Origin of the sequence: Phycicoccus jejuensis, from assembly GCF_044797865.1 — a bacterium.
GTDB lineage: Bacteria > Actinomycetota > Actinomycetes > Actinomycetales > Dermatophilaceae > Phycicoccus > Phycicoccus jejuensis.
Genome location: NZ_CP085209.1, coordinates 3,474,655 through 3,498,935, shown reverse-complemented (window position 1 = coordinate 3,498,935; position 24,281 = coordinate 3,474,655). Strand labels below are relative to the sequence as shown.

At 72.7% G+C, this 24,281-nt stretch carries 24 protein-coding genes; 11 read left to right on the top strand and 13 right to left on the bottom strand.

Annotated features, from left to right (window positions below):
* Positions 1–41: 41 nt before the first annotated feature.
* The 6 genes from LG324_RS16610 to LG324_RS16585 form a co-directional block, all read right to left on the bottom strand.
* Entirely contained in the window at positions 42–1,661 is a 1,620-nt protein-coding gene (locus LG324_RS16610) for a BCCT family transporter (RefSeq protein ID WP_404349705.1), read from the bottom strand.
* Positions 1,662–1,803: 142 nt separating this feature from the next.
* A complete protein-coding gene (locus LG324_RS16605; RefSeq protein ID WP_404349703.1) occupies positions 1,804–2,778 on the bottom strand; it encodes an ABC transporter substrate-binding protein in 975 nt (324 codons plus the stop codon).
* Between the two features lie 56 nt (positions 2,779–2,834).
* Entirely contained in the window at positions 2,835–4,949 is a 2,115-nt protein-coding gene (locus tag LG324_RS16600; RefSeq protein ID WP_030529599.1) for a proline/glycine betaine ABC transporter permease, read from the bottom strand.
* The gene (locus LG324_RS16595) at positions 4,946–6,025 is read right to left on the bottom strand and encodes a glycine betaine/L-proline ABC transporter ATP-binding protein (protein ID WP_207025334.1); all 1,080 of its coding nucleotides are present in this window, start codon (positions 6,023–6,025) and stop codon (positions 4,946–4,948) included. The genes LG324_RS16600 and LG324_RS16595 overlap by 4 nt, the downstream gene beginning before the upstream one ends.
* Before the next feature lie 138 nt (positions 6,026–6,163).
* A complete protein-coding gene (locus LG324_RS16590) occupies positions 6,164–6,946 on the bottom strand; it encodes an IclR family transcriptional regulator (RefSeq protein ID WP_404349700.1) in 783 nt (260 codons plus the stop codon).
* Positions 6,947–6,992: 46 nt separating this feature from the next.
* Complete coding sequence (locus LG324_RS16585) at positions 6,993–8,432, bottom strand: trimethylamine methyltransferase family protein (RefSeq protein ID WP_404349698.1); 1,440 nt, start codon at positions 8,430–8,432, stop codon at positions 6,993–6,995.
* 137 nt (positions 8,433–8,569) lie between these two features.
* Here LG324_RS16585 and LG324_RS16580 point away from each other — a divergent pair, with 137 nt between their 5' ends.
* The 5 genes from LG324_RS16580 to LG324_RS16560 are packed head-to-tail and all read left to right on the top strand — an operon-like array spanning position 8,570 to position 13,475.
* A complete protein-coding gene (locus LG324_RS16580) occupies positions 8,570–9,337 on the top strand; it encodes an IclR family transcriptional regulator (protein WP_404349695.1) in 768 nt (255 codons plus the stop codon).
* Complete coding sequence (locus LG324_RS16575) at positions 9,334–9,999, top strand: corrinoid protein (protein WP_207025338.1); 666 nt, start codon at positions 9,334–9,336, stop codon at positions 9,997–9,999. The genes LG324_RS16580 and LG324_RS16575 overlap by 4 nt, the downstream gene beginning before the upstream one ends.
* Positions 9,996–10,889 (top strand): dihydropteroate synthase, encoded by an 894-nt coding sequence (locus LG324_RS16570; RefSeq protein WP_404349693.1) that lies wholly within the window; start codon positions 9,996–9,998, stop codon positions 10,887–10,889. Before LG324_RS16575 ends, LG324_RS16570 begins: the two co-directional genes overlap by 4 nt.
* On the top strand, positions 10,886–12,862 hold the full coding sequence (locus LG324_RS16565) for an ASKHA domain-containing protein (RefSeq protein WP_404349690.1): 1,977 nt from the start codon (positions 10,886–10,888) through the stop codon (positions 12,860–12,862). Before LG324_RS16570 ends, LG324_RS16565 begins: the two co-directional genes overlap by 4 nt.
* A 28-nt stretch (positions 12,863–12,890) precedes the next feature.
* Positions 12,891–13,475, top strand: a complete 585-nt coding sequence (locus tag LG324_RS16560; protein WP_404349688.1) for a DUF1638 domain-containing protein — start codon at positions 12,891–12,893, stop codon at positions 13,473–13,475.
* On the opposite strand, the gene LG324_RS16555 is transcribed toward LG324_RS16560, so the two are convergent.
* Together LG324_RS16555 and LG324_RS16550 are read right to left on the bottom strand one after the other, a co-directional pair.
* Positions 13,462–14,346, bottom strand: a complete 885-nt coding sequence (locus LG324_RS16555; protein WP_404349686.1) for a homocysteine S-methyltransferase family protein — start codon at positions 14,344–14,346, stop codon at positions 13,462–13,464. The two genes, LG324_RS16560 and LG324_RS16555, sit on opposite strands and share 14 nt — an antisense overlap.
* 28 nt (positions 14,347–14,374) lie before the next feature.
* A complete protein-coding gene (locus LG324_RS16550; protein WP_404349683.1) occupies positions 14,375–15,241 on the bottom strand; it encodes a methylenetetrahydrofolate reductase in 867 nt (288 codons plus the stop codon).
* Between the two features lie 101 nt (positions 15,242–15,342).
* On the opposite strand from LG324_RS16550, the gene LG324_RS16545 reads away from it, so the two are divergent.
* Entirely contained in the window at positions 15,343–15,783 is a 441-nt protein-coding gene (locus LG324_RS16545) for a VOC family protein (protein WP_404349681.1), read from the top strand.
* 7 nt (positions 15,784–15,790) lie between these two features.
* Here the strand turns inward: LG324_RS16545 and LG324_RS16540 are convergent, their stop codons facing one another.
* Positions 15,791–16,057 (bottom strand): hypothetical protein, encoded by a 267-nt coding sequence (locus LG324_RS16540; RefSeq protein ID WP_207025343.1) that lies wholly within the window; start codon positions 16,055–16,057, stop codon positions 15,791–15,793.
* Positions 16,058–16,133: 76 nt separating this feature from the next.
* Between LG324_RS16540 and LG324_RS16535 the strand changes: the two genes are divergently transcribed.
* From LG324_RS16535 to LG324_RS16525, 3 genes are all read left to right on the top strand, one after another.
* A complete protein-coding gene (locus tag LG324_RS16535) occupies positions 16,134–17,039 on the top strand; it encodes a LysR family transcriptional regulator (protein ID WP_030529612.1) in 906 nt (301 codons plus the stop codon).
* A gap of 43 nt (positions 17,040–17,082) precedes the next feature.
* On the top strand, positions 17,083–17,856 hold the full coding sequence (locus LG324_RS16530; RefSeq protein WP_030529613.1) for a ParA family protein: 774 nt from the start codon (positions 17,083–17,085) through the stop codon (positions 17,854–17,856).
* Positions 17,857–17,947: 91 nt separating this feature from the next.
* A complete protein-coding gene (locus tag LG324_RS16525) occupies positions 17,948–19,003 on the top strand; it encodes an NAD(P)-dependent alcohol dehydrogenase (protein WP_404349677.1) in 1,056 nt (351 codons plus the stop codon).
* A 78-nt stretch (positions 19,004–19,081) separates the two neighbouring features.
* Here the strand turns inward: LG324_RS16525 and LG324_RS16520 are convergent, their stop codons facing one another.
* Entirely contained in the window at positions 19,082–20,617 is a 1,536-nt protein-coding gene (locus LG324_RS16520; RefSeq protein WP_404349674.1) for a DEAD/DEAH box helicase, read from the bottom strand.
* 185 nt (positions 20,618–20,802) lie between these two features.
* Between LG324_RS16520 and LG324_RS16515 the strand changes: the two genes are divergently transcribed.
* Positions 20,803–21,471, top strand: a complete 669-nt coding sequence (locus LG324_RS16515) for a ferritin-like fold-containing protein (RefSeq protein WP_030529616.1) — start codon at positions 20,803–20,805, stop codon at positions 21,469–21,471.
* A gap of 67 nt (positions 21,472–21,538) precedes the next feature.
* On the opposite strand, the gene LG324_RS16510 is transcribed toward LG324_RS16515, so the two are convergent.
* The 3 genes from LG324_RS16510 to LG324_RS16500 form a co-directional block, all read right to left on the bottom strand.
* Positions 21,539–21,865, bottom strand: coding sequence for a GlsB/YeaQ/YmgE family stress response membrane protein (locus LG324_RS16510; protein ID WP_242525966.1), 327 nt, complete (start codon positions 21,863–21,865; stop codon positions 21,539–21,541).
* 149 nt (positions 21,866–22,014) lie between these two features.
* Positions 22,015–22,239 carry a DUF3107 domain-containing protein gene (locus tag LG324_RS16505; RefSeq protein ID WP_030529618.1) on the bottom strand — a complete coding sequence of 75 codons (225 nt, stop codon included), beginning with the start codon at positions 22,237–22,239 and terminating at the stop codon, positions 22,015–22,017.
* Between the two features lie 133 nt (positions 22,240–22,372).
* The gene (locus LG324_RS16500) at positions 22,373–22,993 is read right to left on the bottom strand and encodes a TetR/AcrR family transcriptional regulator (RefSeq protein ID WP_207025348.1); all 621 of its coding nucleotides are present in this window, start codon (positions 22,991–22,993) and stop codon (positions 22,373–22,375) included.
* Positions 22,994–23,084: 91 nt separating this feature from the next.
* Between LG324_RS16500 and moeB the strand changes: the two genes are divergently transcribed.
* Positions 23,085–24,281, top strand: coding sequence for a molybdopterin-synthase adenylyltransferase MoeB (gene moeB, locus LG324_RS16495; protein ID WP_404349670.1), 1,197 nt, complete (start codon positions 23,085–23,087; stop codon positions 24,279–24,281).

Genomic DNA, 24,281 nt, shown 5'->3' with positions numbered 1-24,281 from the left:
AGACGGCGGACGCCGTGCCAACCGGTCGTCCGCCGTCCGGCTCAGACGTCCTGGCGCGCCGCCGGGTGCTCGCGCAGGTGCCGCCGGATCGGCCCCTGGAGGGTCGACTCGAAGGTCTCCTGCCGCAGCGCCTTCCACAGCGAGACGCACAGCGCGATGAGCACCATGAGGAACGGGAAGCCGATGATGATGACCCCCGTCTGCAGCGCCCCGAGCCCGTCCTCGCCGCCGGTGACGAGCAGGACCGTCGCGACCGCGCCGGTCGCGACGCCCCAGAAGACGACGAGCGAGCGCCGGGGCTCCTCGTCTCCGCCCTGGCTGAGCATCCCCATGACGATCGAGGCCGAGTCGGCGCCGGTGACGAAGAAGATGGCGATGAGGAAGACGGCGAGCACGACGGTGACCGTGGCGAGCGGGTAGGCCCGCAGGGTGCCGAAGAGCGTCGTCTCGAGTCCGGAGTCGACGAGCGCCTTCATGTCTTCGCCCTGGGTCAGCTGGAGGTCGAAGGCGGCGCCGCCGAGGATCGAGAACCAGACGAACGAGACGAGCGAGGGGATGGCGATGACGAAGACGACGAACTGGCGGATGGTGCGGCCCTTGGAGATGCGGGCGATGAACATCCCGACGAAGGGGGTCCACGAGACCCACCAGGCCCAGTAGAAGATCGTCCAGCCGTTGAGCCACTCGCCGCCGCCGAAGACGCCGGTGCGGAAGCTCATCGTCGGCAGGTGCGTCAGGTAGCCGCCGATCGACTCGGTGAAGGTCGAGAGGATGAACACGGTCGGCCCGACGACGAAGAGGAAGAGGGCGAGCAGCGCGGCGGCGACGGCGTTGGCGTTGGAGAGCCACTTGATGCCGCGGTCGATGCCGCTGACCGCCGAGACGACGAAGCAGAGCGTGAGGACGGCGATGACGGCGACCGCGGCGGCCGTGCCGTACTCCCGGCCCGAGAAGACGTCGGAGAGGCCGCCGGTGATCTGCAGCGCCCCGAGGCCGAGCGAGGTGGCCGAGCCGAAGAGGGTCGCGAGGACGGCGAGGGTGTCGATGCCCTTGCCGGCGGCGCCGTCGACGCGGTCGCCGAGCAGCGGCCGGAACGCCGCGCTGATGAGGTTGCCTGAGCCCTTGCGGTAGGCGAAGTAGGCGATGGTCAGCCCGATGACGGCGTACATCGACCACGGGTGGACGCCCCAGTGGAAGAACGTGTACTCCATCGCGAGGTGCGCGGCCTCGTCGCTGCCCGGCTCGGCGAGCCCGAGCGGTGGCGTGTTGAGGTGGGTGAGCGGCTCCGCGACGCCGTAGAACATCAGCCCGATGCCCATGCCGGTCGCGAACATCATCGAGACCCACGAGAAGGTCGAGAACTCGGGCACCGAGTCGTCCGGGCCGAGCTTGATGTTGCCGTAGCGGCTGACGGCGAGGAACGCGCTGAAGACGACGAAGCCGCCGCTGGTCAGGACGAAGAACCAGCCGAAGTTCGTCGTGATCCAGCCGAGGATGCTGCCGCCGGTCTCGCCGAAGCCCTCGCCGTCGACCGCGCCGTAGACGAGGAAGAGCAGCGAGAGGGTCGCCGCGACCCCGAAGACCACCTTGTCGACGGGGGAGCGCCGGGGCGGCTCCGGCGCCTGCTCGGTGGTCAGCGGGGGTGGTGTCGTCGTCGCCATGGCCGTGCCCCTCGGTTGCGCTGGACGGAACGCTGTGCGCATCGCACAACAGCAGCAGTGTGAGGTGGATCACGTCGTCCGTCAACGGCCGCGTGCCGCGGCGCCCGGGTGGGCGCCGCGGCACGGCGGGGTCGGACGGGGGTCAGGACAGCCAGGCGGCGACCTTGTCGGGGTTGGCCTCGACCCACTTCTTCGCCGCGTCGTCAGGACTCATGTTCTGGTTGGCGATCATCTCCGAGACGGCGTTCTGGTCGTCGTTGGTCCACTGGAACTTCTTGATGAGGTCCACTGCGGGAGAACCGGACTCGGCGAACTTCGTCGCGATGAGCTTGTTGAGCGCGTAGGGCGGGTAGTCGCACGCGACCTTCTTGGCGTCGGCGTCGCAGCCGTCGGTGTACTCCGGGAGGTTGACCTTGACGAGCTTCATCTCGGAGAAGAACCACTGCGGGTCGTAGAAGTACGCCAGCAGCGGCGTCTTGTTCTTCTCGGCCTGCCGGAAGCTCGTGATGAGCGCGGCCTCCGAGCCACCGGTCACGACCTTGTAGTCGAGCTTCAGGTTCGTGACGAGCGCCTCGTCGTTGGTCACGTAGGAGGGGTCGCCGTCGAGGAGCTGGCCCTTGCCGCCGGACTCGGAGGTCTTGAACATCGACGCGTACTTGTTGAGGTTCTTCCAGTCGGTGATGTCCGGGTACTTCTCGGCCATCCACGGCGGCACGTACCAGCCGATGATTCCCTGGTTGCCGGTGAGGCCGGCGTCCTGGACGGTCTTCTGCTCGTCGACGTACTTCTTCGTGAGGTCGGCGTGGCCCCAGTTCTCGACGATGGTGTCGATCGACCCGGAGGCCATGCCCTGCCAGCCGACCTCCTCCTTGACGTCGGGGTAGGTGACCTTGCAGCCGAGCTTGGTCTGTGCCACGTAGCCGATGACGTGGGCGTTGCTCACGTACCCCGTCCACGGGTTGACGGCGATGCGCAGGTCGCCGCACTCCTTGCCGCCCCCGCCGGCGGTCCCGGAGGCGCTCGGCTGCTCGATGTTGCCGCCGCCGCAGGCACTCAGCCCGAGGGCGAGGGCGGCGGTGGCCGCGACCAGCGCGGTCCGGTGGGTTGCTCGTGCCATGGGCTGGACCTCTCTCCTGTCCGCGGTCGTCCGCGGGTCGTGGTGGGGTGCCCGGCTCATCGGCCGAACCGGGCGGCGGCGTGGCGGGCGATGCGGTCGAGCATGATCCCGAGCGCGGTGATGGCGATGCCGGCGGCCAGGCCCTTGCCGAAGAGCTGGCCCTGGACGAAGCCCTGGACGATGAGGTAGCCGAGGCTGCCGCCGCCGACCATCCCGCCGATGACGACCATCGACAGGACGTAGAGCAGGCCCTGGTTGGTCGCGAGCACGAGGGCCTCGCGGGCCATCGGCAGCTGGACCTTGGAGATCATCTGCCACCGGGTGATGCCGGTGGAGCGGGCGGCCTCGACGGTGGCCGGCGAGACGCCGCGCACGCCGTCGGCGACGAGCTTGGTCGCGATCGGCACCGCGTAGGCGACGGCGGCCATGATCGCCGTGAAGCGGGTCGCCGCGAAGAGCGCCAGCGCCGGCACGAGGTAGACGAACGCGGGGATGGTCTGGAAGCCGTCGAGGAAGGGCCGGATGACGGTGTCCGCCCGCCGGCCCCGACCCATCGCGACACCGAGCACGACGGCGACGAGCATGACGATGACCGTCGCGACGAGGGTCATCGTCAGGGTGACCATCGCGTCGTACCAGAGACCGGTGCCGAGGACGACGGCCTCGCAGACGAGGGTGACGACGGCCGGCCGCCAGCCGCCGAGGAGGAACGCGACGGCGAGCAGCACGAGGGCCATGACCCACCACGGCAGGTCGGACATCAGCGACTGCAGCGGGTTGAGCATCACGGCCGTGACGAGGTCCTTGAACCCGTTGGTCACGCCGGAGATCGCGTCGACGACGGCGTTCGTCAGGTCGTTGATGTGCCCGCCGAGGGGGCCCGCGGTCAGCTCGCCGAGGACCGGGACGCCGGAGAGGTCGGGGAACTGCGAGAGCTGGAGGTAGCGGGTCGAGTAGTAGGCGCCGACGAGGACGGGGAGCAGGAGCACGGCGAGGACGAGCCGCCGGCCGCTCGGGGTGAGGAAGCGGCGGTCGGTGCCGCGCCCGCCCTCCTCGGTGGCCCAGCGGGGCAGCTTCTCGAGGACGAGGGTGCGCCCGCCGAAGATGCCGGGGGAGCCGACGGCCGCGACCCGCTGGCCCGCGGGGGAGGAGCGCTCGCTCGCTGCGGTCGTCGTGCGGTCGAGCATGATCGCGATGAGGACGATGCCGAGGCCCGCCACCGCGGCGGCCCCGACGTTGAGGGTCTGCAGGGCCGCGATGACCGGCTTGCCGAGGCCGGGGCCGTTGACGAGCGCCGCGATGGTCGCCATCGACAGCGCCGCCATCGTGCACTGGTTGATGCCGACGACGATCGTCCGCTTGGCCATCGGCAGCTGGACCTGCCGCAGCAGCTGCCCCTTCGTCACCCCGAGCGAGCGGCCGGCCTCGACCGTGTTCTCCGCGACCGAGTTCAGCCCGTGCTCCGTGATGCGGACCAGCGGCGGCAGCGCGTAGACGAGGGTGAGGACGATGGCGCACGCCGGGCCGATCCCGAAGAACAGCGCGATCGGCGTGAGGTAGGCGAACGACGGCATCGTCTGCATCGCGTCGAGCACCGGGGTGACGACCGCCGAGGTGCGCCGGCTGCGCGACATCGCGATGCCGAGCGGCAGCCCGACGACCATGCAGATGACGACCGCGACGATGGTGACGATGAGGGTGTCGATGCCGTCGGTCCAGAGGCCGGCGAGACCGAGGAAGAGCAGGACGACGGTCACGAGGAGCGTCGAGCGCAGCCCGGCGAGCGCGTAGGTGACCCAGGCGGCGAGCAGCAGCACGCCGAACCAGCCGAGCCAGTCGCCCGGCGTCACCGAGCTGAGGTGCTCCTGGAGCACGCCGACGAACGTGTCGAGCCCGCTCGCGATCGTCCCGAGCACGCCGTGGAAGAACCAGTTGTCCTGCCCGAGGAGCTGCACCCGGTCGCGGACGTCGTTGAACCAGTCGTGCAGGCCGGTCGTGTCGGCGTTGGCCAGCTCGAGGGTCTGCCGGCCGCGCAGGGTGGCCCACGCGAGGACCCAGAGGGCGAGGACGGCCAGCAGCTTGCGGCCGGTGCGGCGGGAGGTCGCGCGCTCGGCGACGGGCTGCGCCTCCTTCGTCGGGGCCGGACGGGCCGGCTCCAGGGTCGTGGTCACCGCGCGCCGGCCGGGGCGTGCTGCTCGACGACGACGACCCGGAGGATGTCCTCGTCGTCGACGACCCCGACGACCGCGCCGCTCGCGTCGACGACGCGCACCGGCCCGTCGGCCGCGAGGACCGCGCGCGCGGCCTCCCGGACCACCGTCGTGTCCGGCAGTGCCGGGGCGCCGGCGCCCTCGTCGGCCGAGCCCGGCGGGCGCATGACCCAGCGCAGGGTCAGCACGTGCGACTTCGGCACCTCGGCGGTGAAGTCGCGGACGTAGTCGTCGGCGGGGGCGCCGATGATCTCGTCCGGGGCGCCGACCTGGACGATCTCGCCGTCGCGCATGATGAGGATGCGGTCGCCGAGCTTGAGCGCCTCGTCGAGGTCGTGGGTGATGAAGACCATCGTCTTGCCGACCTCGTGGTGCAGCCGGATGACCTCCTTCTGCATGTCGCGGCGGATCAGCGGGTCGAGCGCGCTGAACGGCTCGTCGAACATGAGCACCGCCGGGTCGCCGGCGAGGGCGCGGGCGAGGCCGACGCGCTGCTGCATCCCGCCGGAGAGCTGGTCGGGGTAGTTGAGCTCGTAGCCGGTGAGGCCGACGAGGTCGACCATCTCCTGGGCGCGCGAGCGGCGGCCCGACTTCTCCTCGCCGCGGATCTCGAGGCCGAAGGCGATGTTGTCGATGACCTTGCGGTGGGGGAGCAGGCCGAAGTGCTGGAAGACCATCGACACCTTGCGGCGGCGGATCTCGCGCAGCTGGTCCTCGCCCATCCCCGTGAGGTCCTCGCCGTCGAGGACGACCGTGCCGGCCGTCGGCTCGATGAGGCGGGTGAGGAGCCGGACCAGCGTCGACTTGCCCGAGCCGGACAGCCCCATGACGACGAACACCTCGCCGGGGGCGACGTCGAAGGAGACGTCGCGCACGCCGATGACGTGCCCGCTCTTGGCCTGCAGCTCCTGCCGGGACAGCTCGAGGTCGGGGGTGCCGAGGAGCTTGTCGGCGTTCGGTCCGAAGACCTTCCACAGGCCCCGGACGGAGAGGGCGGCCGAGGTCGCGTCCGTCGCGGATGTCGTCCTGCTGCTCACGGCCAGGTCCGTCACGCTCCACCTCCGCAGAGTTGCGCGATGTGCAACACCGCGTGTTCTGCGCAACAGGATGGCGCTCCGGGGTCGCCGCGGTCAAGGACCCTTCCTGCGGGTGGTCCCCGGCGTCCTCAGGCTGGCTCAGCGCTCCACGGGCTGGTGGGCGATCCGGGCCGACGCCTCCTCGGTCGCGGCGAGGAGCAGCGGGACGAGCTCGTCGACCCGGTCGGCGCCGAAGCGGAAGGTCGGCCCGGAGACGCTGATCGACGCGACGACGTCGCCGTGGGCGTCGCGGACGGGCGCGGCCAGGGCGGTGAGGCCGACGTCGAGCTCGTCGGTCGCGAGGGCCCACCCGCGCTCGCGGACCTCCGCGAGCTGCGCGTCGAGCACCGCGCGGTCGGTGACGGTCGAGGGCGTGTACGGCGTGAGCTCGCCGAGGGTGCGGGTCAGCTCGGGGTCGTGCTGCTCGCTGACGAGGACCTTGCCGTTGCTCGTCGCGTGGATCGGGATGTGCTGGCCGACCCAGTTGTACGACGAGAGGGTCGAGGAGCCGGACACCTGGTCGACGTAGAGCGCGGCGCCGCCCGAGAGCACCGCGAGGTTGACCGTCTCGCCGGTCTCGGAGGCCAGGCGTCGCACGACCGGGCGGGCCTCCTTCGCGAGGTCGAGCCGGGCGGTGGTGGCCCCGGCGAGCTTGAGGACCCCGACGCCGAGCCGGTAGCGGCCCCGCTCCTCGACCTGCTCGACGAGCCGTCGCCGCTCGAGCGCGGCGACGAGCCGGCTGGCCGTCGACTTGTGCACCCCGAGCTCGCGGGCCAGCTGCGTCGTCCCGGCCTCGCCGTGCAGGGCCAGCAGCTCGAGGATGGTGACGGCCCGGTCGACGGACTGGACGGTCGAGCCGGCGTCCCGCGAGGTGGTGCGCATGGCGCAACGGTAGCGAAGGGCGCAACCCTCGCCGACGGACCCCGGGTCAGTCGCCGAGCTCGCGCCGGCGGCGCACGACGTACTCCTCGAGCTCGGCGCGCACGGCTTCGTCGAGCGCCGGCTGCTCGTACTCCTCGAGGCGCTTGCGCCAGATCGCCTGCGCGCGCGTCGCCGTGTCCTGCGCTCCGTTGCGCATCCAGCGCTCGTAGTTCTCCGAGGAGTTGAGGAACGGCCGGTAGAAGCAGGTCCGGAAGCGCTCCATCGTGTGCATCGAGCCGAGGAAGTGCCCCCCGTGCCCGACCTCCTGGTGGGCGTCGAAGCCGAGCGAGCCCTCGTCGATCTCGAGTGGCGTGAACTCGTGCTGGAGCATCTCGACGATCTGGCAGTCGATGACGAACTTCTCGAAGCCCGCGACGAGGCCGCCCTCGAGCCAGCCGGCGCTGTGCATCACCCAGTTCGTGCCCGCGAGGAAGGTCGGGAGCAGCGTCATCAGGGCCTCGTAGCCGGCCTGTGCGTCCGGGACCTGCGAGGACGTGAGGCCGCCACCGGTGCGGAACGGCAGGTTGAAGTGGCGGGCGATCTGGCCGGTGCACAGCAGGCCGATGCCCGACTCGGGCGTGCCGAACGTCGGTGAGCCCGACTGCATGTCGATGTTCGAGAGGAACGAGCCGAAGATGACCGGGCAGCCCGGGCGGATGAGCTGCGCGAGGGCGATGCCCGACAGCGCCTCGGCGATCTGCTGGACGAGCGCCGCCGGGATGGTGACCGGCGACATCGCCCCCATGAGGATGAACGGCGTGAGGACGACGGGCTGCGCGGCCGCGGCGTACTCGAAGAGCGCGTCGAGCATCCGGTCGTCCCAGCGCAGCGGGCTGTTGCAGTTGACGAGGCTGATGCTGACCGGCGTCCGCTCGATGGCCTCGCGCCCGCCGAAGAGGATCTCGGACATCGCGATGACGTCGCGGGCGTTCTCGCCGGAGACGACGTTGCCCATGAACACCTTGTCGGTGATCGTCATCAGGGCGTAGGTCATGTCGAGGTGGCGCGAGTCGAGCGGCGCGTCGTTGGGCTCGCAGACCACGCCGCCCGCGGAGTCGAGCACCGAGAACGACTGCGAGAGACGGGCGAAGTTGCGGTAGTCCTCGAGCGTGCCGTCGCGACGCGTCTCGCCCTCGCGGACGAACGGCGGCCCGTACACGGCGCCGAAGGCCATCGAGTCGCCGCCGATGTGGATGCTCCGCTCGGCGTTGCGCGCCTGGACGTCGAACTCGCGCGGCGCCTTGGCCACCTGCTCGAGGACGAACTCGGGGTCGAGGAAGACGGTGTTCTCCTCGACCCGCTGGCCGGCCTGCCGGAACAGCTCGAGAGCCCGCTCGCTCATGAACTCGACCCCGATCTCGGTGACGAGTCGCCGCCAGCCGGCGTCCAGCTGCGCCATCGCGTCCGCCGAGAGGATCTCGTAGCGCGGCATCCGGTTCGTGAACATGCGCGTGGGCCTCCACAGGGCAGGACGAGCGTTGACGGTGAGCCGCGCCACATCCTAGCCTCATCATGTGGGCGCACAAGGCCCACATCGTGAGCGGCGACAGACGGTCGCCGCCGCCCTGCGAGAGGACCCCCCCCGTGCCGACCCCGCCCCCGACCACCGGAACCCAGTCGATCGACCGGGCCGCCGACCTCGTCGTCCGGGTGGTCCACGCCGACGGAGGGCTGACGGCCGCGGCGCTCGCGGACTCGACGGGGCTCGCGCGCTCGACCACCTCGCGGCTGCTCGCCGCGCTGGAGCGGGCCGACCTGCTCGCGCGGGACGACACCGGGTCGTGGGCCCCCGGCCCGCTGTTCGACCTCTACGCGACCCGGCGCACCGGCGACGAGGTGCTCGCGGAGGTCGCCGGCCCGACGATGCGCGAGCTCGGCGAGATCACCGGCGAGACGGTGAACCTCGGTGTGCCGCGCCGGGGCACGGTCGTGCAGGTGGCGCAGGTCGACTCCTCGTACTACCTCGGCTCGCGCGACTGGGTCGGCACCGACGTGCCCGCCCACGCCTCCGCGCTCGGCAAGGTCCTCTACGCCCACGGCGCGCTGCCCGTGCCCTCCGGCCCCCTCGACCCGCCGGCCCCGGACGCCGTGACCAGCGGCGCCGAGCTCGCCGCGCAGCTGCCCGGCATCCGCCGCGCCGGCTACGCGACGACCGTCGACGAGCTCGAGCCCGGGCTCACCGGTGTCGCGGCGCCGGTGCGCCACCGCGGGTCGGTCGTCGCCGCCCTCGGCATCTCGGGACCGACGTCCCGCCTCGTCGGCGACCTCGCGTCGACCGGCGCCCTCGTCGCCACCCACGCCGCGGCCCTGTCCGCCCGGCTCGAGCACCACCCACACGAAGGAGCGGCATGACACCCGACGACATCCTCAAGGGCCTCTACGACGAGACGCTCGTCGGCAACGGCCCGGCGGTGCTCGACCTCACCCACCAGGCGCTCGGGATGCAGATGGCCCCCGGCACGCTGCTCTTCGACGCGCTCATCCCGGCGCTCGAGGAGGTCGGTGCGCGCTTCGAGCGCGGCGACTTCTTCGTGCCCGAGATGCTCATCGCCGGCCGGGCGATGGCCGGCTCGATGGAGGTGCTGCGCCCGCTGCTCGCCGACACCGGCGTCGAGACGATCGGCAAGTTCCTCATGGGCACGGTCAAGGGCGACGTCCACGACATCGGCAAGAACCTCGTCAACATCATGCTCGAGGGCGCCGGCTTCGAGGTGATCGACCTCGGGGTGCAGGTCGCCCCCGAGAAGTTCGTCGCCGCCATCGACGAGCACCAGCCGGACATCGTCGGCTTCTCGGCGTTCCTCACGACGACGATGCCGATGTTCAAGGCGAACATCAACGCCCTGGAGAAGGCGGGGATGCGCGACTCGGTCATCGTCATGGTCGGCGGCGCGCCGGTCACCCAGGAGTACGCCGACGCGGTCGGAGCCGACGGCTACGCCGCGGACGCCTCGGCCACCGTCAAGCGCGCCAAGGCCCTTCTCGCCGCGCGTCGTTCGCAGGTGCCCGCGTGAGCGCCCCGCTGCGGCACACCGTCCTCCGATCGGCGACCGAGGAGGTCGTCATCGGTGCGGACAAGCCGTTCTGCGTCATCGGCGAGCGGATCAACCCGACCGGCCGGCCGGTCTTCCAGGCCGCGCTGCGCGAGGGCGACCTGTCGATCATCGCCAAGGACGTGGCGGCACAGGTCGCGGGCGGGGCCGACGTGCTCGACATCAACATGGGCGTGCCGCTCACCGACGAGGCGGAGCTGCTGACCAAGGCGATCCAGCTCGTGCAGTCGCTGACCGACCTGCCGGTGTGCATCGACTCCTCGGTCGTCGAGGCACTGGAGGCCGGCCTGTCGGTCTACCAGGGCCGCGCGCTCGTCAACTCGATCACCGCCGAGGACGACCGGATGGCCGCCATCCTGCCGCTCGTCAAGAAGTACGACGCCGCCATCGTCGCGCTGCCGAACGACGAGGACGAGATCCCGATGGAGGCCGAGAAGCGCCTCGCCCTCACCGAGAAGATCGTCCGGGTCGCGACGCAGGAGTACGGCATCGCGATCGAGGACATCGTCATCGACCCGCTCGCCATGCCGATCGGCGCCGACTCGACGGTCGGTCGGACGACGCTCGAGGTGATCCGCGGCATCCGCGAGCGGTGGGGCCTCAACACGACGTGCGGCGCCTCGAACGTCAGCTTCGGGATGCCGGGCCGGCACGCCATCAACGCGGCCTGGCTGCCGCTCGCGATGTCGGCGGGGATGACGAGCGCCATCATGGACGCGCGCACGCCGCACGTCGTCGACGCGGTGCGGGCCTCGGACCTCCTCCTCGGCAACGACGAGTGGGGCATGTCGTGGATCGGCGCGCACCGGGCCCGGCAGGCGGCGGAGGCCGTGGCCGCCGGGACGGCGTGACGGGCGAGCGCGGGCCGGACCAGCCCTTCGAGGACGTCGTCGAGGGCCTGCGACGCGAGGGGCTCCTCGAGCCGCCCGCGCCGCTGACCTCCGACGTCGACGACACCGAGCTCGCCGGAGCCGGCCGGGTCACGTTGTCCTTCAGCCCGGCCGAGCGCGTCGTCCGTGTGCCGCCGGGGGTGTCGGTGTTCGACGCGGCGTCGTGGAACGGCATCGCCGTGGACTCGACCTGCGGCGGGCACGGGACCTGCCGCAAGTGCCGGGTCCGGCTCACCCGCGGCACGGCGCCGGTGACCCGGCACGACGTGCGGACCTTCACGGCCGACCAGATCCACGACGGCTGGCGCCTCGCGTGCCTCGTCCGCGCGACGCACGACCTCGACGTGGAGGTGCCGCCGCTCGTCACCCGGCCCAAGGCCTCGACCGTCGGCGTCGGCCGGCAGGTCATCCTGCGGCCGTCGGTGCAGAAGCGCTACGTCGAGCTGACCGAGCCGACGCTCGCCGACCAGCGCACCGACCTCGCGCGGCTGCGCGACGCCGTCGACGACCTCACCCTGAATCCCGACCTGTACGCGCTGCGCCGGCTGCCGGTCGTGCTGCGGCAGAACGACTTCAAGGTGACGGCGGTCGTCGTCGACGAGACGCTGGTCGACGTCGAGCCCGGTGACACGACGGGGCGGCGGCACGCCATCGCCTACGACCTCGGCACGACGACGGTCGTCGCGACGCTGCTCGACCTCGAGACGGGGACGCCGGTCGCGGTGTCGTCGGTGCTCAACCGGCAGCAGCCGTTCGGCGGCGACGTCATCACCCGGATCAGCGCGACGATGATGGACCCGCAGGCGCTGCCCCGCCTCACCGCTCTCGCCCGCGAGACCCTCGCCGGGCTCGCCGCCGAGGTGTGCGAGGAGGGCGGCGTCGACCCGGCCGGCGTCTACGAGGTGGCCCTGGCCGGCAACGCGACGATGACCGCGCTCCTGCTCGGCGTCGACCCCGAGCCGCTGGGCGTCGCGCCCTTCGTCCAGGCGACCGCCGACTGGCCGGTGCTGCTGGCGTCCGACCTCGGGCTCACGCTGCACCCGGGCGCGCGCGCCGTCGTCTTCCCGGCCCTCGGCGCCTACGTCGGCGGCGACATCGTCGCCGGGATGCTCGCGAGCGGCCTCGACCGCGACAAGCGGGTCCGGCTGTTCGTCGACGTCGGCACGAACTGCGAGATCGCGCTGACCGACGGGGAGCGCATCGTCACGACCGCCGCACCCGCCGGGCCGGCGTTCGAGGGCGGCGCCATCCGCTGCGGGATGCGCGCGGCCGACGGGGCGGTGGAGGTCGTCCGGCTCGACCCCGACGCCGAGGACCCCTCGCTCGCGGTCGCGCTCGGGGTCATCGGCGACGTCGAGGCCCGCGGGGTGTGCGGGTCGGGGCTCGTCGACGCGGTCGCCGAGCTCGCCCGCGTCGGCCTGCTCGACTCCTCGGGCCGGTTCGTCACCGACGAGCGCGCCGCCGAGCTCGCGCCGGTGCTCGCCGACCGGATGGCGACGGTGCGCGAGGGGGAGCGGGTCTTCGTCCTGCACCGGCACTCCGCCGACGCGCCCGTCGAGGAGTCGGTCTACCTCTCGCAGAGGGACGTCCGCGAGCTGCAGTTCGCGAAGGCGGCCATCTCGACCGGCTGGTCGCTGCTGCTCGAGGAGCTCGGGCTCGAGGCGTCCGAGGTGCAGCAGGTGCTGCTCGCCGGCTCGTTCGGGTCCTACCTCTCGCCGTCGTCCGCGGTCCGCATCGGGCTCGTGCCGAAGCTGTCGGTGCTGCGCATCGTCTCGGCCGGCAACGTCGCGGGGGAGGGCGCGAAGATGGTGCTGCTGTCGGCCCGGGAGCGGGCCGGTGCCGACGCGCTGCTCGAGGAGGTGCGCTATGTCGAGCTCTCGGACCGCCCCGACTTCAACGACCGCTTCGTCGACCAGCTCGCCTTCCCCGTCTGAGGCGCGCGACCCGGGGCGCGTCGCCCTCGTGGCCTGCGGGGCCATCGCGCAGCCGGCGGCCGAGGCGGCGGCCCGTCACGGGTGGCCGCTCGACGTCCACCCCTTGCCACCGTTGTTGCACAACCGGCCCGAGCGCATCGCGCCGGCGGTGGCCGAGGCCGTCGCGGACCTGGGGTCGAGGTACGACCGCGTCGTCGTCGGGTACGCGGACTGCGGCACCTACGGGGCGCTCGACGCGGTCTGCCGCGAGCTCGGGGTGGAGCGGCTCCCGGGGCTGCACTGCTACGACCTGTTCGCGAGACCGGCGACCGTGGAGGTGCTGTCCGCGGAGGAGCCCGGCACCTACCTGCTCACCGACTTCCTCGTGCGGTCCTTCGCGCGGACGGTCGTGCGCGAGCTGGGGCTCGACCGCCATCCCGAGCTGCGCGACGACTACTTCCGCCACTACGCGCGCGTCGTCTGGCTGGTGCAGACGCGGGACCCCGCGGAGCAGGCGGAGCTGCGCGGGCTCGCCCAGGAGGCCGCGGAGTCCATCGGCCTGCCGCTGACGGTGCGGCACACCGGGTCCGGCGGGCTCGAGGCCGCCCTGACCGCGCTGGTCAGCCCGCGGTGAGCGCGGCGGCCATCGCCCGCAGGTGCGCGGGCGAGGAGCCGCAGCACGCGCCGACGACGTCGATGCCGAGGTCACGCAGCTCGCGCGCGTGGTCGGCCATCGCCTCGGGCCCGACGGTGTAGACGAAGCGGTCGCCGTCGAGCTCCGGCAGCCCGGCGTTGGACTGGGCGACGAGCAGCACCCCGTCCGGCCGCGCGGCCACGAGCTGCTCGGCGATGGTGCGCATCTCGTCCGGGCCGCGGCCACAGTTGGCGCCGACCGCGTCGACGCCGTCCGCGGCGAGGGCGGCCACGGCGGCGGCCGGGGTCACGCCCATCATCGTGCGCAGGTTGGTGTCGAACGACAGCGTGACGACGAGGGGCAGCTCGGGGGCCTCGGCGCGGGCGGCGGCGACGGCGGCGCGTGCCTCCTCGAGGTCGCTCATCGTCTCGACGAGGAGCAGGTCGGCGCCGCCGTCGCGCAGGCCGCGGACCTGCTCGGCGAAGAGCTCGCGGGCGGCCTCGGGGGTCAGGGCGCCGAGCGGCTCGAGGAGCTCGCCGGTGGGGCCGATGTCTCCGGCGACGAGGGCGTCGTGGCGGCGAGCGACGGTGGCGCACAGGGCGGCCGCGGCGCGGTTGACCTGCTCGGCCTGCCCGGCGAGGCCGTGCTGGGCCAGCCGCGGCTCGGTGGCGCCGAAGGTGTTCGTCGTGAGCAGGCGGGCGCCGGCCACCGCGTACTCCTCGTGGAGGGCGGCGACCGCGTCGGGGTTCGTGAGGTTCCACGACTCGGCGCACTCGCCCATCGGCAGCCCCCGCTCCTGGAGCAGCCAGCCGTAGCCGCCGTCGGCGATGGCCGGGCGCCCGGCGAGGAGGGTGGTGAGTCGGTTGGTCACGTCGACCACGGTAGCGACTGTGCGGCGGTCATCCCGGCGGTCTGACCCGGGCGGACACGGCCTCGTCGAGCATCCGCCGTCGCCACGACTCGATGACCGCCACCTGGTTGAACGTGAAGACGTGCAGGCCCTCGATGTCGAGCGCGGGGTTGGCGGCGAGCACGGCGACCCGGCTGACGAAGCGGTCGGTCGAGAAGCCGGGGGAAGCGATGCGGGCGAAGACCGACTTCTGCTTGCGCAGGAAGCGCAGCGACTCGCCGACGCCGATCTTCGTCGCCACGCCGAGCAGCTTGGTGCGGTCGACCGGCCCGGCGACCCCGACGAGGATCGGCAGGGTGACCCCGCGGCGGCGGACGCGCTCGGTCCAGGTGCCGAGGTGCTCGGCGTCGAAGGTCATGTTGGACACGACGTGGGTGGCGTAGCGGCGCTTGTCCCACATCGACTGGACGGTGACGTCGTCGTCGATGCTCGGGTGCGACTCGGGGTAGCCGGTGATGCCGACGTGGGTGAAGGGGTGCTCGAGCGCGGCGAGGTCCTGGAGGAGGTCGAGGGCGGAGGTGTAGTCGCCGGCCGGGGGGTCGGCGTCGCCGCCGGGGACGAACACCGCGGTCACCCCGGCCTCGGCCAGCCGGGAGACGACGTCCTCGAGCTCGGCGCGGCCGGTGACCATGCGCGCGGCGAGGTGCGGGACGACCCGGTAGCCGGCGGTCGCGAGGGCGACGGAGGTGTCGAGGGTGGCGGCCAGGCCCTTGCTCGGAGCGGCGGTCACGGTGACGGTGAGGGTGGGGGGCACGTGCTCGAGGACGGCCTCGGTGATCGAGGGAGTGGGCATCACCTCGTAGCGCGCCCCCTCGAGGAGGTGGGCGAGGGCCACGGTGGGGAGTTCGTTGCTCATCGTGCAACCCGTCTCGTCATACGCACCAACGGGAGCCAGCGTAGGGGTGGGGGTGCCCCGGGCGCCAGAGCCGTGTCGGGTGGTGGTGGCAGGCTGCCGGGATGGAGCAGCGAATCTCGTTCGTCACCCTGGCCGTCGCCGACCTCGCGACCTCGCGGCGCTTCTACGTCGACGGGCTCGGGTGGGTGCCCGAGCTGGAGGTCGACGGCGAGGTCGTGATGTTCCCGGCGGGGGAGCGGCTCGTGCTCTCGCTCTGGGACCGGGCGCACTTCGAGGCCGAGGTCGGCGGCGTCACGGTGAGGGGGCCCGGCCTGCTGCCGCTCACGCTGTCGCACAACGTCGAGACGCCGGCCCTCGTCGACGAGGTGCTGGCGCTCGCCGCGGCGGCCGGGGCGCCGGTCGGGACGGGGGTCGAGCGGGAGTGGGGTGGCTACTCCGGCTACTTCGCCGACCCCGACGGCGTGCGCTGGGAGGTCGCCTGGAACCCGGGCCCGATCGGCCGCCGGGTCGTCCCGGGCACGGAGCCCGTCGTCCCGGGCTGAGGGGCGGTCAGAGACCGGCGGCGCGGCGGACCGGCGACTGGGTGCCGTAGTACGCCTGCAGGTTCTCCTGGAGGATGGAGCGGATGAGCGGGGCCTCCTCGGTCGCGATGCCCTGCGCCTCCTGGGTGTCCACGGCGACGAGGAGGTCCTCGATCTCGTGGGGGGTCCGGTAGTGCGAGAGGTCCTCGCGCAGCCGGCGGACCGCGGCGCGCTGCTCGCGGCGCTCACGGAGCTCGTCCTTGACGGTGGTCCAGAGTGCGGTGGTGTTCGTCATGCATCCAGTGTGCGAGCGACGCCATCCATGCGTCCAATGAAAACGACGCAAGCAACACATGACGTATCGTCATGGGATGGACACCGAGTCGCTGCGCTGGTTCCAGCTCGTCGCCGACGGCTACACGGTCACCGAGGTGAGCGACGTCTTCGGCGTCAGCCAGTCGGGGGTCTCGCGCGCGCTGGCCCGGCTCGAGGACGAGGTCGGCACCCCGCTCCTGCACCGGCAGGGCCGGGTCCTGCGGATGACCTACGCCGGCTCGGCGTTCAAGCGCCACGTCGACGCCCTCGTCAACAACCTCGACGACGGCCTCGCCGCGGTCGGCGAGATCGTCGACCCCGAGAGCGGCGTCGTCACCCTCGCCTACCCGCTGAGCCTCGGCAGCTGGCTCGTCCCCGGCCTCGTCGGGGCCTTCCGCGAGCAGCACCCCCGGGTCCGGGTCGTCATCGAGCGCACCGCGGTCGGCGAGGACGGGCGCATCTCCACCCAGCTCGCGACCCGCCGCGCCGACCTCGAGCTGACCGCCGCCCGCGTCGCCGGCCAGGGCGTCGTGTGGCAGCACGTCCTCGACGAGCCCTTCGTCCTCGCCGTCTCCACCGACCACCCGCTCGCCGGCCGCTCCGAGGTCGCCCTCGCCGAGGTCGCCAGGGAGCCGTTCGTCCTGCGCGCCCCACCGTCGGGGATGCGCCAGCAGACGCTCGACCTCTGCCGGGCCGCCGGCTTCATCCCGGCCGTCGCGATGGAGGCCGAGGACCTGCCGACCATCCGCGGCTTCGTCGCGGCCGGTCTCGGGGTCTCCGTCGTCCCCGCGCAGGGCCTCTCCGTGCCGGCGACCTTCGCCCGCACCCGGCTCCTGCCCCTGACCGACGTCGGCGCGCACCGCGAGGTCGGGCTCGCGTGGGTCGACGGCCGCCCCCTCCTGCCGTCGGCCGAGGCGTTCCGCCGCTTCGTCCTCGCGTCCGGGCGCCGCCGCGCCGGATGAGAGGATCGGGCCGTCCCCGACGACGATCCGAAAGGGCCGCCCCATGGCGCCGAAGCGCAAGGCCACGATCATCGCCCTCGCCAACCAGAAGGGCGGGGTCGCCAAGACGACGTCCGTCGCCTCGCTCGGCGCCGCGTTCGCCGAGGCCGGCAAGCGGGTGCTGCTCGTCGACCTCGACCCCCAGGCCTGCCTGACCTTCAGCCTCGGCGTCGACCCGGACACCGTCGAGTCCTCCGTCCACGACGTCCTCCTCGGCGCCGCCGAGCTCGCCGACGTCGTCCAGACCTGCGCCGACGGTGTCGACCTCGTCCCCAGCTCGATCGAGCTCGCCGGCGCGGAGGCCGTCCTCCTCGGCCGGCCGGCGCGCGAGTACGTGCTCCAGGGCGCCCTCGACACCGTCCGCAAGGACTACGACGTCATCCTGCTCGACTGCTCGCCGAGCCTCGGCGTGCTCACCCTCAACGCGCTGACCGCCGCGCAGGGCCTCGTCGTGCCCATGCCCTGCGAGATGCTCAGCCACCGCGGCGTCGGCCAGCTGCTCGACACCGTCGCCGACGTCAAGAAGATCCTCAACAAGAAGCTGCGCGTCATCGGCATCCTCCCGACGCTGTACGACGGTCGCAGCACCCACGCGCGCGAGGTCCTCGAGGACGTCGGCCAGCGCTACGGCCTGCCGGTGCTCAGCCCCCCGATCCCCAAGACCGTGCGCTTCGCCGAGGCCCCGGCCGTCGGCCGCTCGATCCTCTCGACGGCGCGCTCGAGCAAGGGCGCCACGGCCTACCGCGAGGTCGCGGCGGGGCTGCTCGAGACACTCTGACCGTATTCCCCGAGCGGCGGTGAGATCGCTCATCGTCGAATGTTTGTCCAGAGTTTGACCGCGGGTGGGGGAGGCGTCCTAGCCTGCTGGGATGACGACAACCACCCCTGCACTCATCGCCGACTCCGCGACCTCCGGCTTCCGCCAGGGCACCATCGAGCGGCGCGACCTGCGACCGGACGACATCCGCATCGCCATCGCCTTCGCCGGCATCTGCCACTCCGACATCCACACCGCCCGTGAGGAGTGGGGCCCCGCCCACTTCCCCCTGACCGTCGGCCACGAGATCGCCGGGACGGTCGTCGAGGTCGGTTCCGACGTCACCCGCCACTCGGTCGGTGACCGCGTCGGCGTCGGCTGCCTCGTCGACTCGTGCGGCGAGTGCGAGCAGTGCAAGGACGGCATGGAGCAGTTCTGCGTCAAGCCCTCCGTCGGCACGTACAACGCCCAGGGCTACGACGGCGAGTGGACGATGGGCGGCTACGCCCAGGAGGTCGTCGTCTCGGAGCGCTTCGTCCTGCGCATCCCCGACGGCATCGAGCTCGACGTCGCCGCCCCGCTGCTCTGCGCCGGCATCACGACCTACTCGCCGCTGCACCGCTGGGGCGCCGGCACGGGCAAGCAGGTCGCCATCGTCGGTGTCGGCGGCCTCGGCCACATGGGCGTCAAGATCGCCACGGCGATGGGCGCGACCGTCACGACCATCTCGCGCAGCGACGCGAAGGCCGCGGACGCCATCGGCCTCGGTGCGACCGCGCACATCGCCTCGAAGGACGAGGAGGCGATGGAGGCCGCCAAGGGCACCTTCGACATCATCCTCAACACGGTGAGCGCCGACATCCCGATCGCCGACTACGTCGCGCTGCTCAAGCCGGCCGGTGTCGTCGTCAACGTCGGCCTCCCGCCGGCCCCCTACGAGATCCCGCCGGGCGCCCTCATCGGTGGCAACCGCGCGGTGGCCGGCTCGCAGATCGGTGGCATCGCCGAGACCCAGGAGATGCTCGACTTCTGCGCCGAGCACGGCATCGCCGCGACCATCGAGGTCGTCGACGCCGCCGACGTCGACGCCGTCTGGGACCGCGTCGTCGACGGTGACGTCCGCTACCGCGCCGTCATCGACACGAGCACCATCACCCCGCAGGACTGACCCGGTCCACCCCGCGCGAGAGGGGCCGCATCCCACCCGGGATGCGGCCCCTCTCGTCGTGCGTGGGGAGGTGCGGGCTCAGCCCTGCGCGCCCTCGCCGGCCGGCTTGCCGCCCTGGGTGCGGCGGCGGTTGCGGCTGCGCCGAGGGCGCTCGCCGCCCTCGGTCGGGCGGTCGGACGAGCGACCCTCACCGCGGCCGCCGTCACGCCCGCCACGGCCGGAGTCACGCCCGCCGTCAAGGCCTGCGCGACCACCGCCGCGGCCACCACGACCACCGGACTTGCCGGTCTCGCCGAGGTCCTCGAGCACCTCGGCGTCCAGGCCCTCGCGGGTGCGCTTCGCGCGCGGCAGGCGGCCCTTGGTCCCCTCGGGGATCGCGAGGTCGGTGTAGAGGTGCGGCGAGGAGGAGTAGGTCTCGACCGGCTCGGGGATGCCGAGGTCGAGCACGCGGTTGATCATCCCCCAGCGGTGCAGGTCGTCCCAGTCGACGAAGGTGACCGCGGTGCCGGTGTTGCCGGCGCGGGCGGTGCGCCCGATGCGGTGCAGGTAGGTCTTCTCGTCCTCGGGGCACTGGTAGTTGATGACGTGCGTGACGTTCTCGACGTCGATGCCACGGGCCGCGACGTCGGTGGCGACGAGGATGTCGACCTTGCCGTTGCGGAACGCGCGCAGCGCCTGCTCGCGCGCGCCCTGGCCGAGGTCACCGTGGATGGACGCGGCCGCGAAGCCGCGCTCGACGAGCTCGTCGGCGACCTTGGCGGCGGTGCGCTTGGTACGGCTGAAGACGATGGTCAGACCCCGGCCCTCGGCCTGCAGCATGCGCGCGAGCATCTCGACCTTGTCCATCGCGTGCGCGCGGTACACGTGCTGCTCGACGGCCTTGACCGTGTGCGCGTTCTCCTGGTCGTCGCCCATCGCGCGGATGTGCGTCGGCTGGTTCATGTAGCGGCGGGCCAGGGTGACGACGGCGCCCGGCATGGTCGCCGAGAAGAGCATCGTCTGGCGGCCGGCCGGCGTCATCGCGAGGATCTTCTCGACATCGGGGAGGAAGCCGAGGTCGAGCATCTCGTCGGCCTCGTCGAGGACGACGATGCGCGCGTGGCCGAGGTCGAGGTGGCCCTGCTGGGCGAGGTCGATGAGGCGGCCCGGGGTGCCAACGACGACCTCGACGCCCCGCTTGAGCGCCTCGACCTGGGGCTCGTAGGCCCGGCCGCCGTAGACGGTGAGGACGCGGATGCCGCGCTTCGCGCCGGCGCGCTCGAGGTCGCCGGCCACCTGGACGGCGAGCTCGCGGGTCGGGGCGACGGCGAGGGCCTGCGGCTTGCCCGCGGCCGGGAGGCCGGCGAACGCGTCGTCACCGGGGGCGACGACGCGGTTGAGGATCGGGATGCCGAAACCGAGGGTCTTGCCCGTGCCGGTCTTGGCCTGGCCGATGATGTCGTGGCCGCCGAGCGCGACCGGCAGCGTCATCGCCTGGATGGGGAAGGGGCTCGTGATGCCGTGCCCGGCCAGCGCCGCGACGATGTCGGGGTGGATCGGGAAGTCCGAGAAGCTCGGGGTCGGCTCGGTCGGGGCGGCCTGCGGTTCGGCCTGGGCGTCGGTGACGTCGGTCATGGACTCTCTTCTTCGGTCGGCGGGCGCGCGGGGCGCACCAGCGCAGAGGCTGCGGGCCGATCGGAGGTCATCGGGGGCGGTCGCGGCGTCCGGGGACACCGGGCGTCCGCCCATCAAGGTCACTACACGGGTGCGAGCCGACCGGGCACCGTGGTCGCCGCCACTCTACCGTTAGGCTCCGACGCATGGACGCGGACGGGGCGCAGGAGCACGGCTACGACGCCGCCGTCGTCGACCTCCTCGGGGTGCTGGCCTACGGCGAGCTGACCGCCTTCATGCGGATGGCGGCCGACTGCGACCTCGCCCCGACGCTCTCGCTGAAGTCCCGGATGGGACGCCTCGCGACGACCGACTTCCAGCACTACGAGCGCCTCAGCGCGCACCTCGCGGGCCTGGGCGTCGACCCGGAGGCGGCGATGGCGCCCTTCGTCGCGCCGTTCTCCGCCTTCCACGAGCGCACCCGCCCGCGGGGGTGGCTCGAGGGCCTGGTCAAGGCGTACGTCGGCGAGGGCATCGCCAAGGACTTCTACCGCGAGATGTCGGCGTTCGTCGACGAGGAGACGCGCGGCGTGATGCAGGACGCCCTCGACGACGGCGGGCACGCGGAGTTCGTCGTCCAGATCGTCCGCGACAGCATCCGCACCGACCGCACGGCCGCGGGCCGACTCGCCCTGTGGGGGCGACGGCTGCTCGGCGAGGCGCTCTCGCAGGCCCAGGCCGTGGCCGTCGAGCGCGACGCGATGGCGGCGCTGCTCGTCGGGGGAGGGCTCGACCTCGGCGAGGTCGGTCGGATGTTCACCCGGCTCACCGAGAACCACCAGAAGCGGATGGCCCGGATGGGTCTGGAGGCCTGAGCGGCCCCTCCTGCGCACGACGACGGCCCCCGCCACGTGGCGGGGGCCGTCGTCGTGCGGGTGTCGGTCAGGCGCGGGTGCGGGGGGCGCCGCCGCGGGAGGCCATGACGCGCTCGTAGATCACGACGAGGACGGCCGCGACGATGACGGAGATGACCCAGCGCAGCCAGTCGATGCCACCGGTGGTGCAGACGCCGATCTGGGCGGAGAGCCAGTAGCCGATGAGGGCGCCGACGATGCCGATGACGACGGTGACGACCATGCTGATCGCCTGCCGGCCGGGGAGGACGAGGCGGGCGAGGACGCCGATGACGGCGCCGAAGATGATGGTGCCGATCCATCCGCCGACGCCCGACGGGGCGCAGCTGGCGGCCATGGGAAGGAGCTCGGTCATGCGGTTTCTCCCGTTCCGGGCCCGAGGGCCCCGTCACACGTGCCCGGATCTCGGGCACGACGCGACGCTAGACCTTGGACGAAGATTCGTCAAACCTTCGACAGGATGGGTCGGAACGAGGGATCGGCGCAGGTCAGCGCCGGTGTGCGTCAGATGCCGAAGCCGACCTTGCCCTTGTCGGTCTCGCCGACCTGGATCCAGCCGACCGAGCGACCCGGCACGAGGACCGTGCGGCCCTTGGTGTCGGTGAGGCGCAGGATCCCCTCCGGAGTGGCGAGGGCGGCGTCGACGGCCGCGGCGACCTCGTCCGCGTCGGCGTTCGTCTCGAGGCTGAGCTCGCGGGCGACGTTCTGGACACCGATGGTGACCTCCACGGGGCACGCACCTTTCGTCGGTCTCGCGGGCCGGGGCCCGCTCGGATGGGTACTCGCGCTCAGGCTAACCCGCGACGCGTCGGGGCTGTTCCGGTGCTCGGGCGTGTTCGCCGAGGGCGCAGCGCAGCGGTCGTCAGGACCCGACCTTCGGGAAGGAGCCGAGCCCGCGCCAGGCGAGCGTGCTGATCGTGGCGGCGGCCTCGGCCTCGGGGATGTCGCCGTCCTGGGCCAGCCAGTGCCGGGCCGCCACCTGGGCCATCCCGGCGAGGGCAGAGCCGAGGAGGAGCGCCCGCTCGTCGTCCGCACCGGTGTCCTCGGCGATGACCTCGGCGATGGCCTCGGCACAGGCGAGCTCGACGGCGTCGAGCCGCGAGCGGACCTGCGGGACGCTCGTGAGGTCGGACTCGAAGACCATGCGGAAGGCGGCGTCCTCGCGCGTCACGAAGTCGAAGTAGGCGGCGACCGTCGCGCGGACGCGGGCCTCGTTGTCGCCGGCGTCGGTCCCGAGCGCCCGGCGCACGAGCTGCTCGAGGGTGTCGCAGTGGGTGTCGAGGAGGGCCAGGTAGAGGTCGAGCTTGCCGGGGAAGTGCTGATAGAGGACGGGCTTGGAGACGCCGGCGCGGTCGGCGATCTCGTCCATCGCGGCCGCGTGGTAGCCGGACTGGACGAACACGGCCTGGGCGGCCTCGAGCAGCTGGGCGCGGCGCTCGCTGCGCGGCATCCGCGAGCTGCGAGGGGTCGTGGTGCTGGTCATGGGGTCCTCCGGTCGTGGCGTCGCGCGTCATCCTACGGACGGGTAGGTCGTGGCCGGGGGCTGTGCCCCGCGCCGGTGTTAGGTTCGCCGTATGGCGCGTCCCCCGCTGGTGCCGCCCGGGCCCGAGCTCACCGCCGCAGAGCGGACCCGCTTCGCCCGCCACCTCCTCCTGCCCGACCTCGGGCTCGACGGCCAGCGCCGCCTGCGCGCCGCGCGCGTCCTCGTCGTCGGTGCCGGGGGGCTGGGGTCGCCCGCGCTGCTCTACCTCGCCGCGGCGGGGGTCGGCACGATCGGGGTCGTCGACGACGACGTCGTCGAGTCGACCAACCTCCAGCGCCAGGTGGTGCACGGCGTCGACGACGTCGGTCGCGCCAAGGTCGACTCCGCCGCGGACGCCGTGGCGGCGATCTCGCCCGACACGGTCGTCGTGCGGCACCGCGAGCGGCTCGACGCCGTGACGGCGATGGAGGTGCTCGCGGACTACGACCTCGTCCTCGACGGCGCCGACAACTTCCCGACGCGCTACCTCGTCGGCGACGCGTGCGCCCGGCTCGGCATCCCGCACGTCTGGGGGTCGGTCTACCGGTTCGACGGGCAGGTGTCGGTGTGGTGGGCCGGCGAGGGCCCCTGCTACGCCTGCGTCTTCCCGCAGCAACCGCCGCCGGACGCCGTGCCCTCGTGCGCGGTCGGCGGGGTGCTCGGCGCGGTGTGCGCGTCGGTGGGGTCCGTCATGGCGACCGAGGCGGTCAAGCTCGTCACGGGGTCGGGGGAGGTGCTCGTCGGCCGGCTGCTCGTCCACGACGCGCTGCGCCAGACGTGGGACGCGGTGCCGGTCCGGCGCGACCCGGGCTGCGCGGTGTGCGGCGCCTCGGCCGACGCGACGCGTCCGCTCGGGTGGGCGACGCAGCGTGAGGATGCCTGTGCTGCAGGCGATCTGGCGGACGATGGCTCGCTGGGTCGTCCCGAGGTCGGGGTCGAGGAGCTCGCCCGGCTGCTCGCCGAGCGTGACGCGGGGCGGGCCGAATTCGTCCTGCTCGACGTCCGCGAGCCGGGGGAGCGCGACGTCGCGGCCATCCCGGGCTCGGTGCTGCTGCCGGTCGGTGAGGTGCGTGCCGGGGCGTCCGTGCCCGGGGGTGACGGGCGCCGGGTCGTCGTGCACTGCAAGGCCGGTGGGCGCTCGGCGGAGGCCGTCGACCTGCTGCGGGCTCGCGGCGTCGACGCGTGGGACGTGCCCGGCGGCATCCTCGCGTGGTCGCGCGACATCGACCCGTCGGTGCCGGGGTACTGA

Coding starts and splice junctions, on each gene's coding strand:
- LG324_RS16545 (WP_404349681.1), top strand. CDS start 15,343: ATGGAGCAGCGAATCTCGTTCGTCACCCTGGCCGTCGCCGACCTCGCG.
- LG324_RS16525 (WP_404349677.1), top strand. CDS start 17,948: ATGACGACAACCACCCCTGCACTCATCGCCGACTCCGCGACCTCCGGC.
- LG324_RS16520 (WP_404349674.1), bottom strand. CDS start 20,617: ATGACCGACGTCACCGACGCCCAGGCCGAACCGCAGGCCGCCCCGACC.
- LG324_RS16530 (WP_030529613.1), top strand. CDS start 17,083: ATGGCGCCGAAGCGCAAGGCCACGATCATCGCCCTCGCCAACCAGAAG.
- LG324_RS16510 (WP_242525966.1), bottom strand. CDS start 21,865: ATGACCGAGCTCCTTCCCATGGCCGCCAGCTGCGCCCCGTCGGGCGTC.
- LG324_RS16575 (WP_207025338.1), top strand. CDS start 9,334: ATGACACCCGACGACATCCTCAAGGGCCTCTACGACGAGACGCTCGTC.
- LG324_RS16500 (WP_207025348.1), bottom strand. CDS start 22,993: ATGACCAGCACCACGACCCCTCGCAGCTCGCGGATGCCGCGCAGCGAG.
- moeB (WP_404349670.1), top strand. CDS start 23,085: ATGGCGCGTCCCCCGCTGGTGCCGCCCGGGCCCGAGCTCACCGCCGCA.
- LG324_RS16585 (WP_404349698.1), bottom strand. CDS start 8,432: ATGTTCACGAACCGGATGCCGCGCTACGAGATCCTCTCGGCGGACGCG.
- LG324_RS16590 (WP_404349700.1), bottom strand. CDS start 6,946: ATGCGCACCACCTCGCGGGACGCCGGCTCGACCGTCCAGTCCGTCGAC.
- LG324_RS16550 (WP_404349683.1), bottom strand. CDS start 15,241: ATGAGCAACGAACTCCCCACCGTGGCCCTCGCCCACCTCCTCGAGGGG.
- LG324_RS16540 (WP_207025343.1), bottom strand. CDS start 16,057: ATGACGAACACCACCGCACTCTGGACCACCGTCAAGGACGAGCTCCGT.
- LG324_RS16610 (WP_404349705.1), bottom strand. CDS start 1,661: ATGGCGACGACGACACCACCCCCGCTGACCACCGAGCAGGCGCCGGAG.
- LG324_RS16535 (WP_030529612.1), top strand. CDS start 16,134: ATGGACACCGAGTCGCTGCGCTGGTTCCAGCTCGTCGCCGACGGCTAC.
- LG324_RS16605 (WP_404349703.1), bottom strand. CDS start 2,778: ATGGCACGAGCAACCCACCGGACCGCGCTGGTCGCGGCCACCGCCGCC.
- LG324_RS16515 (WP_030529616.1), top strand. CDS start 20,803: ATGGACGCGGACGGGGCGCAGGAGCACGGCTACGACGCCGCCGTCGTC.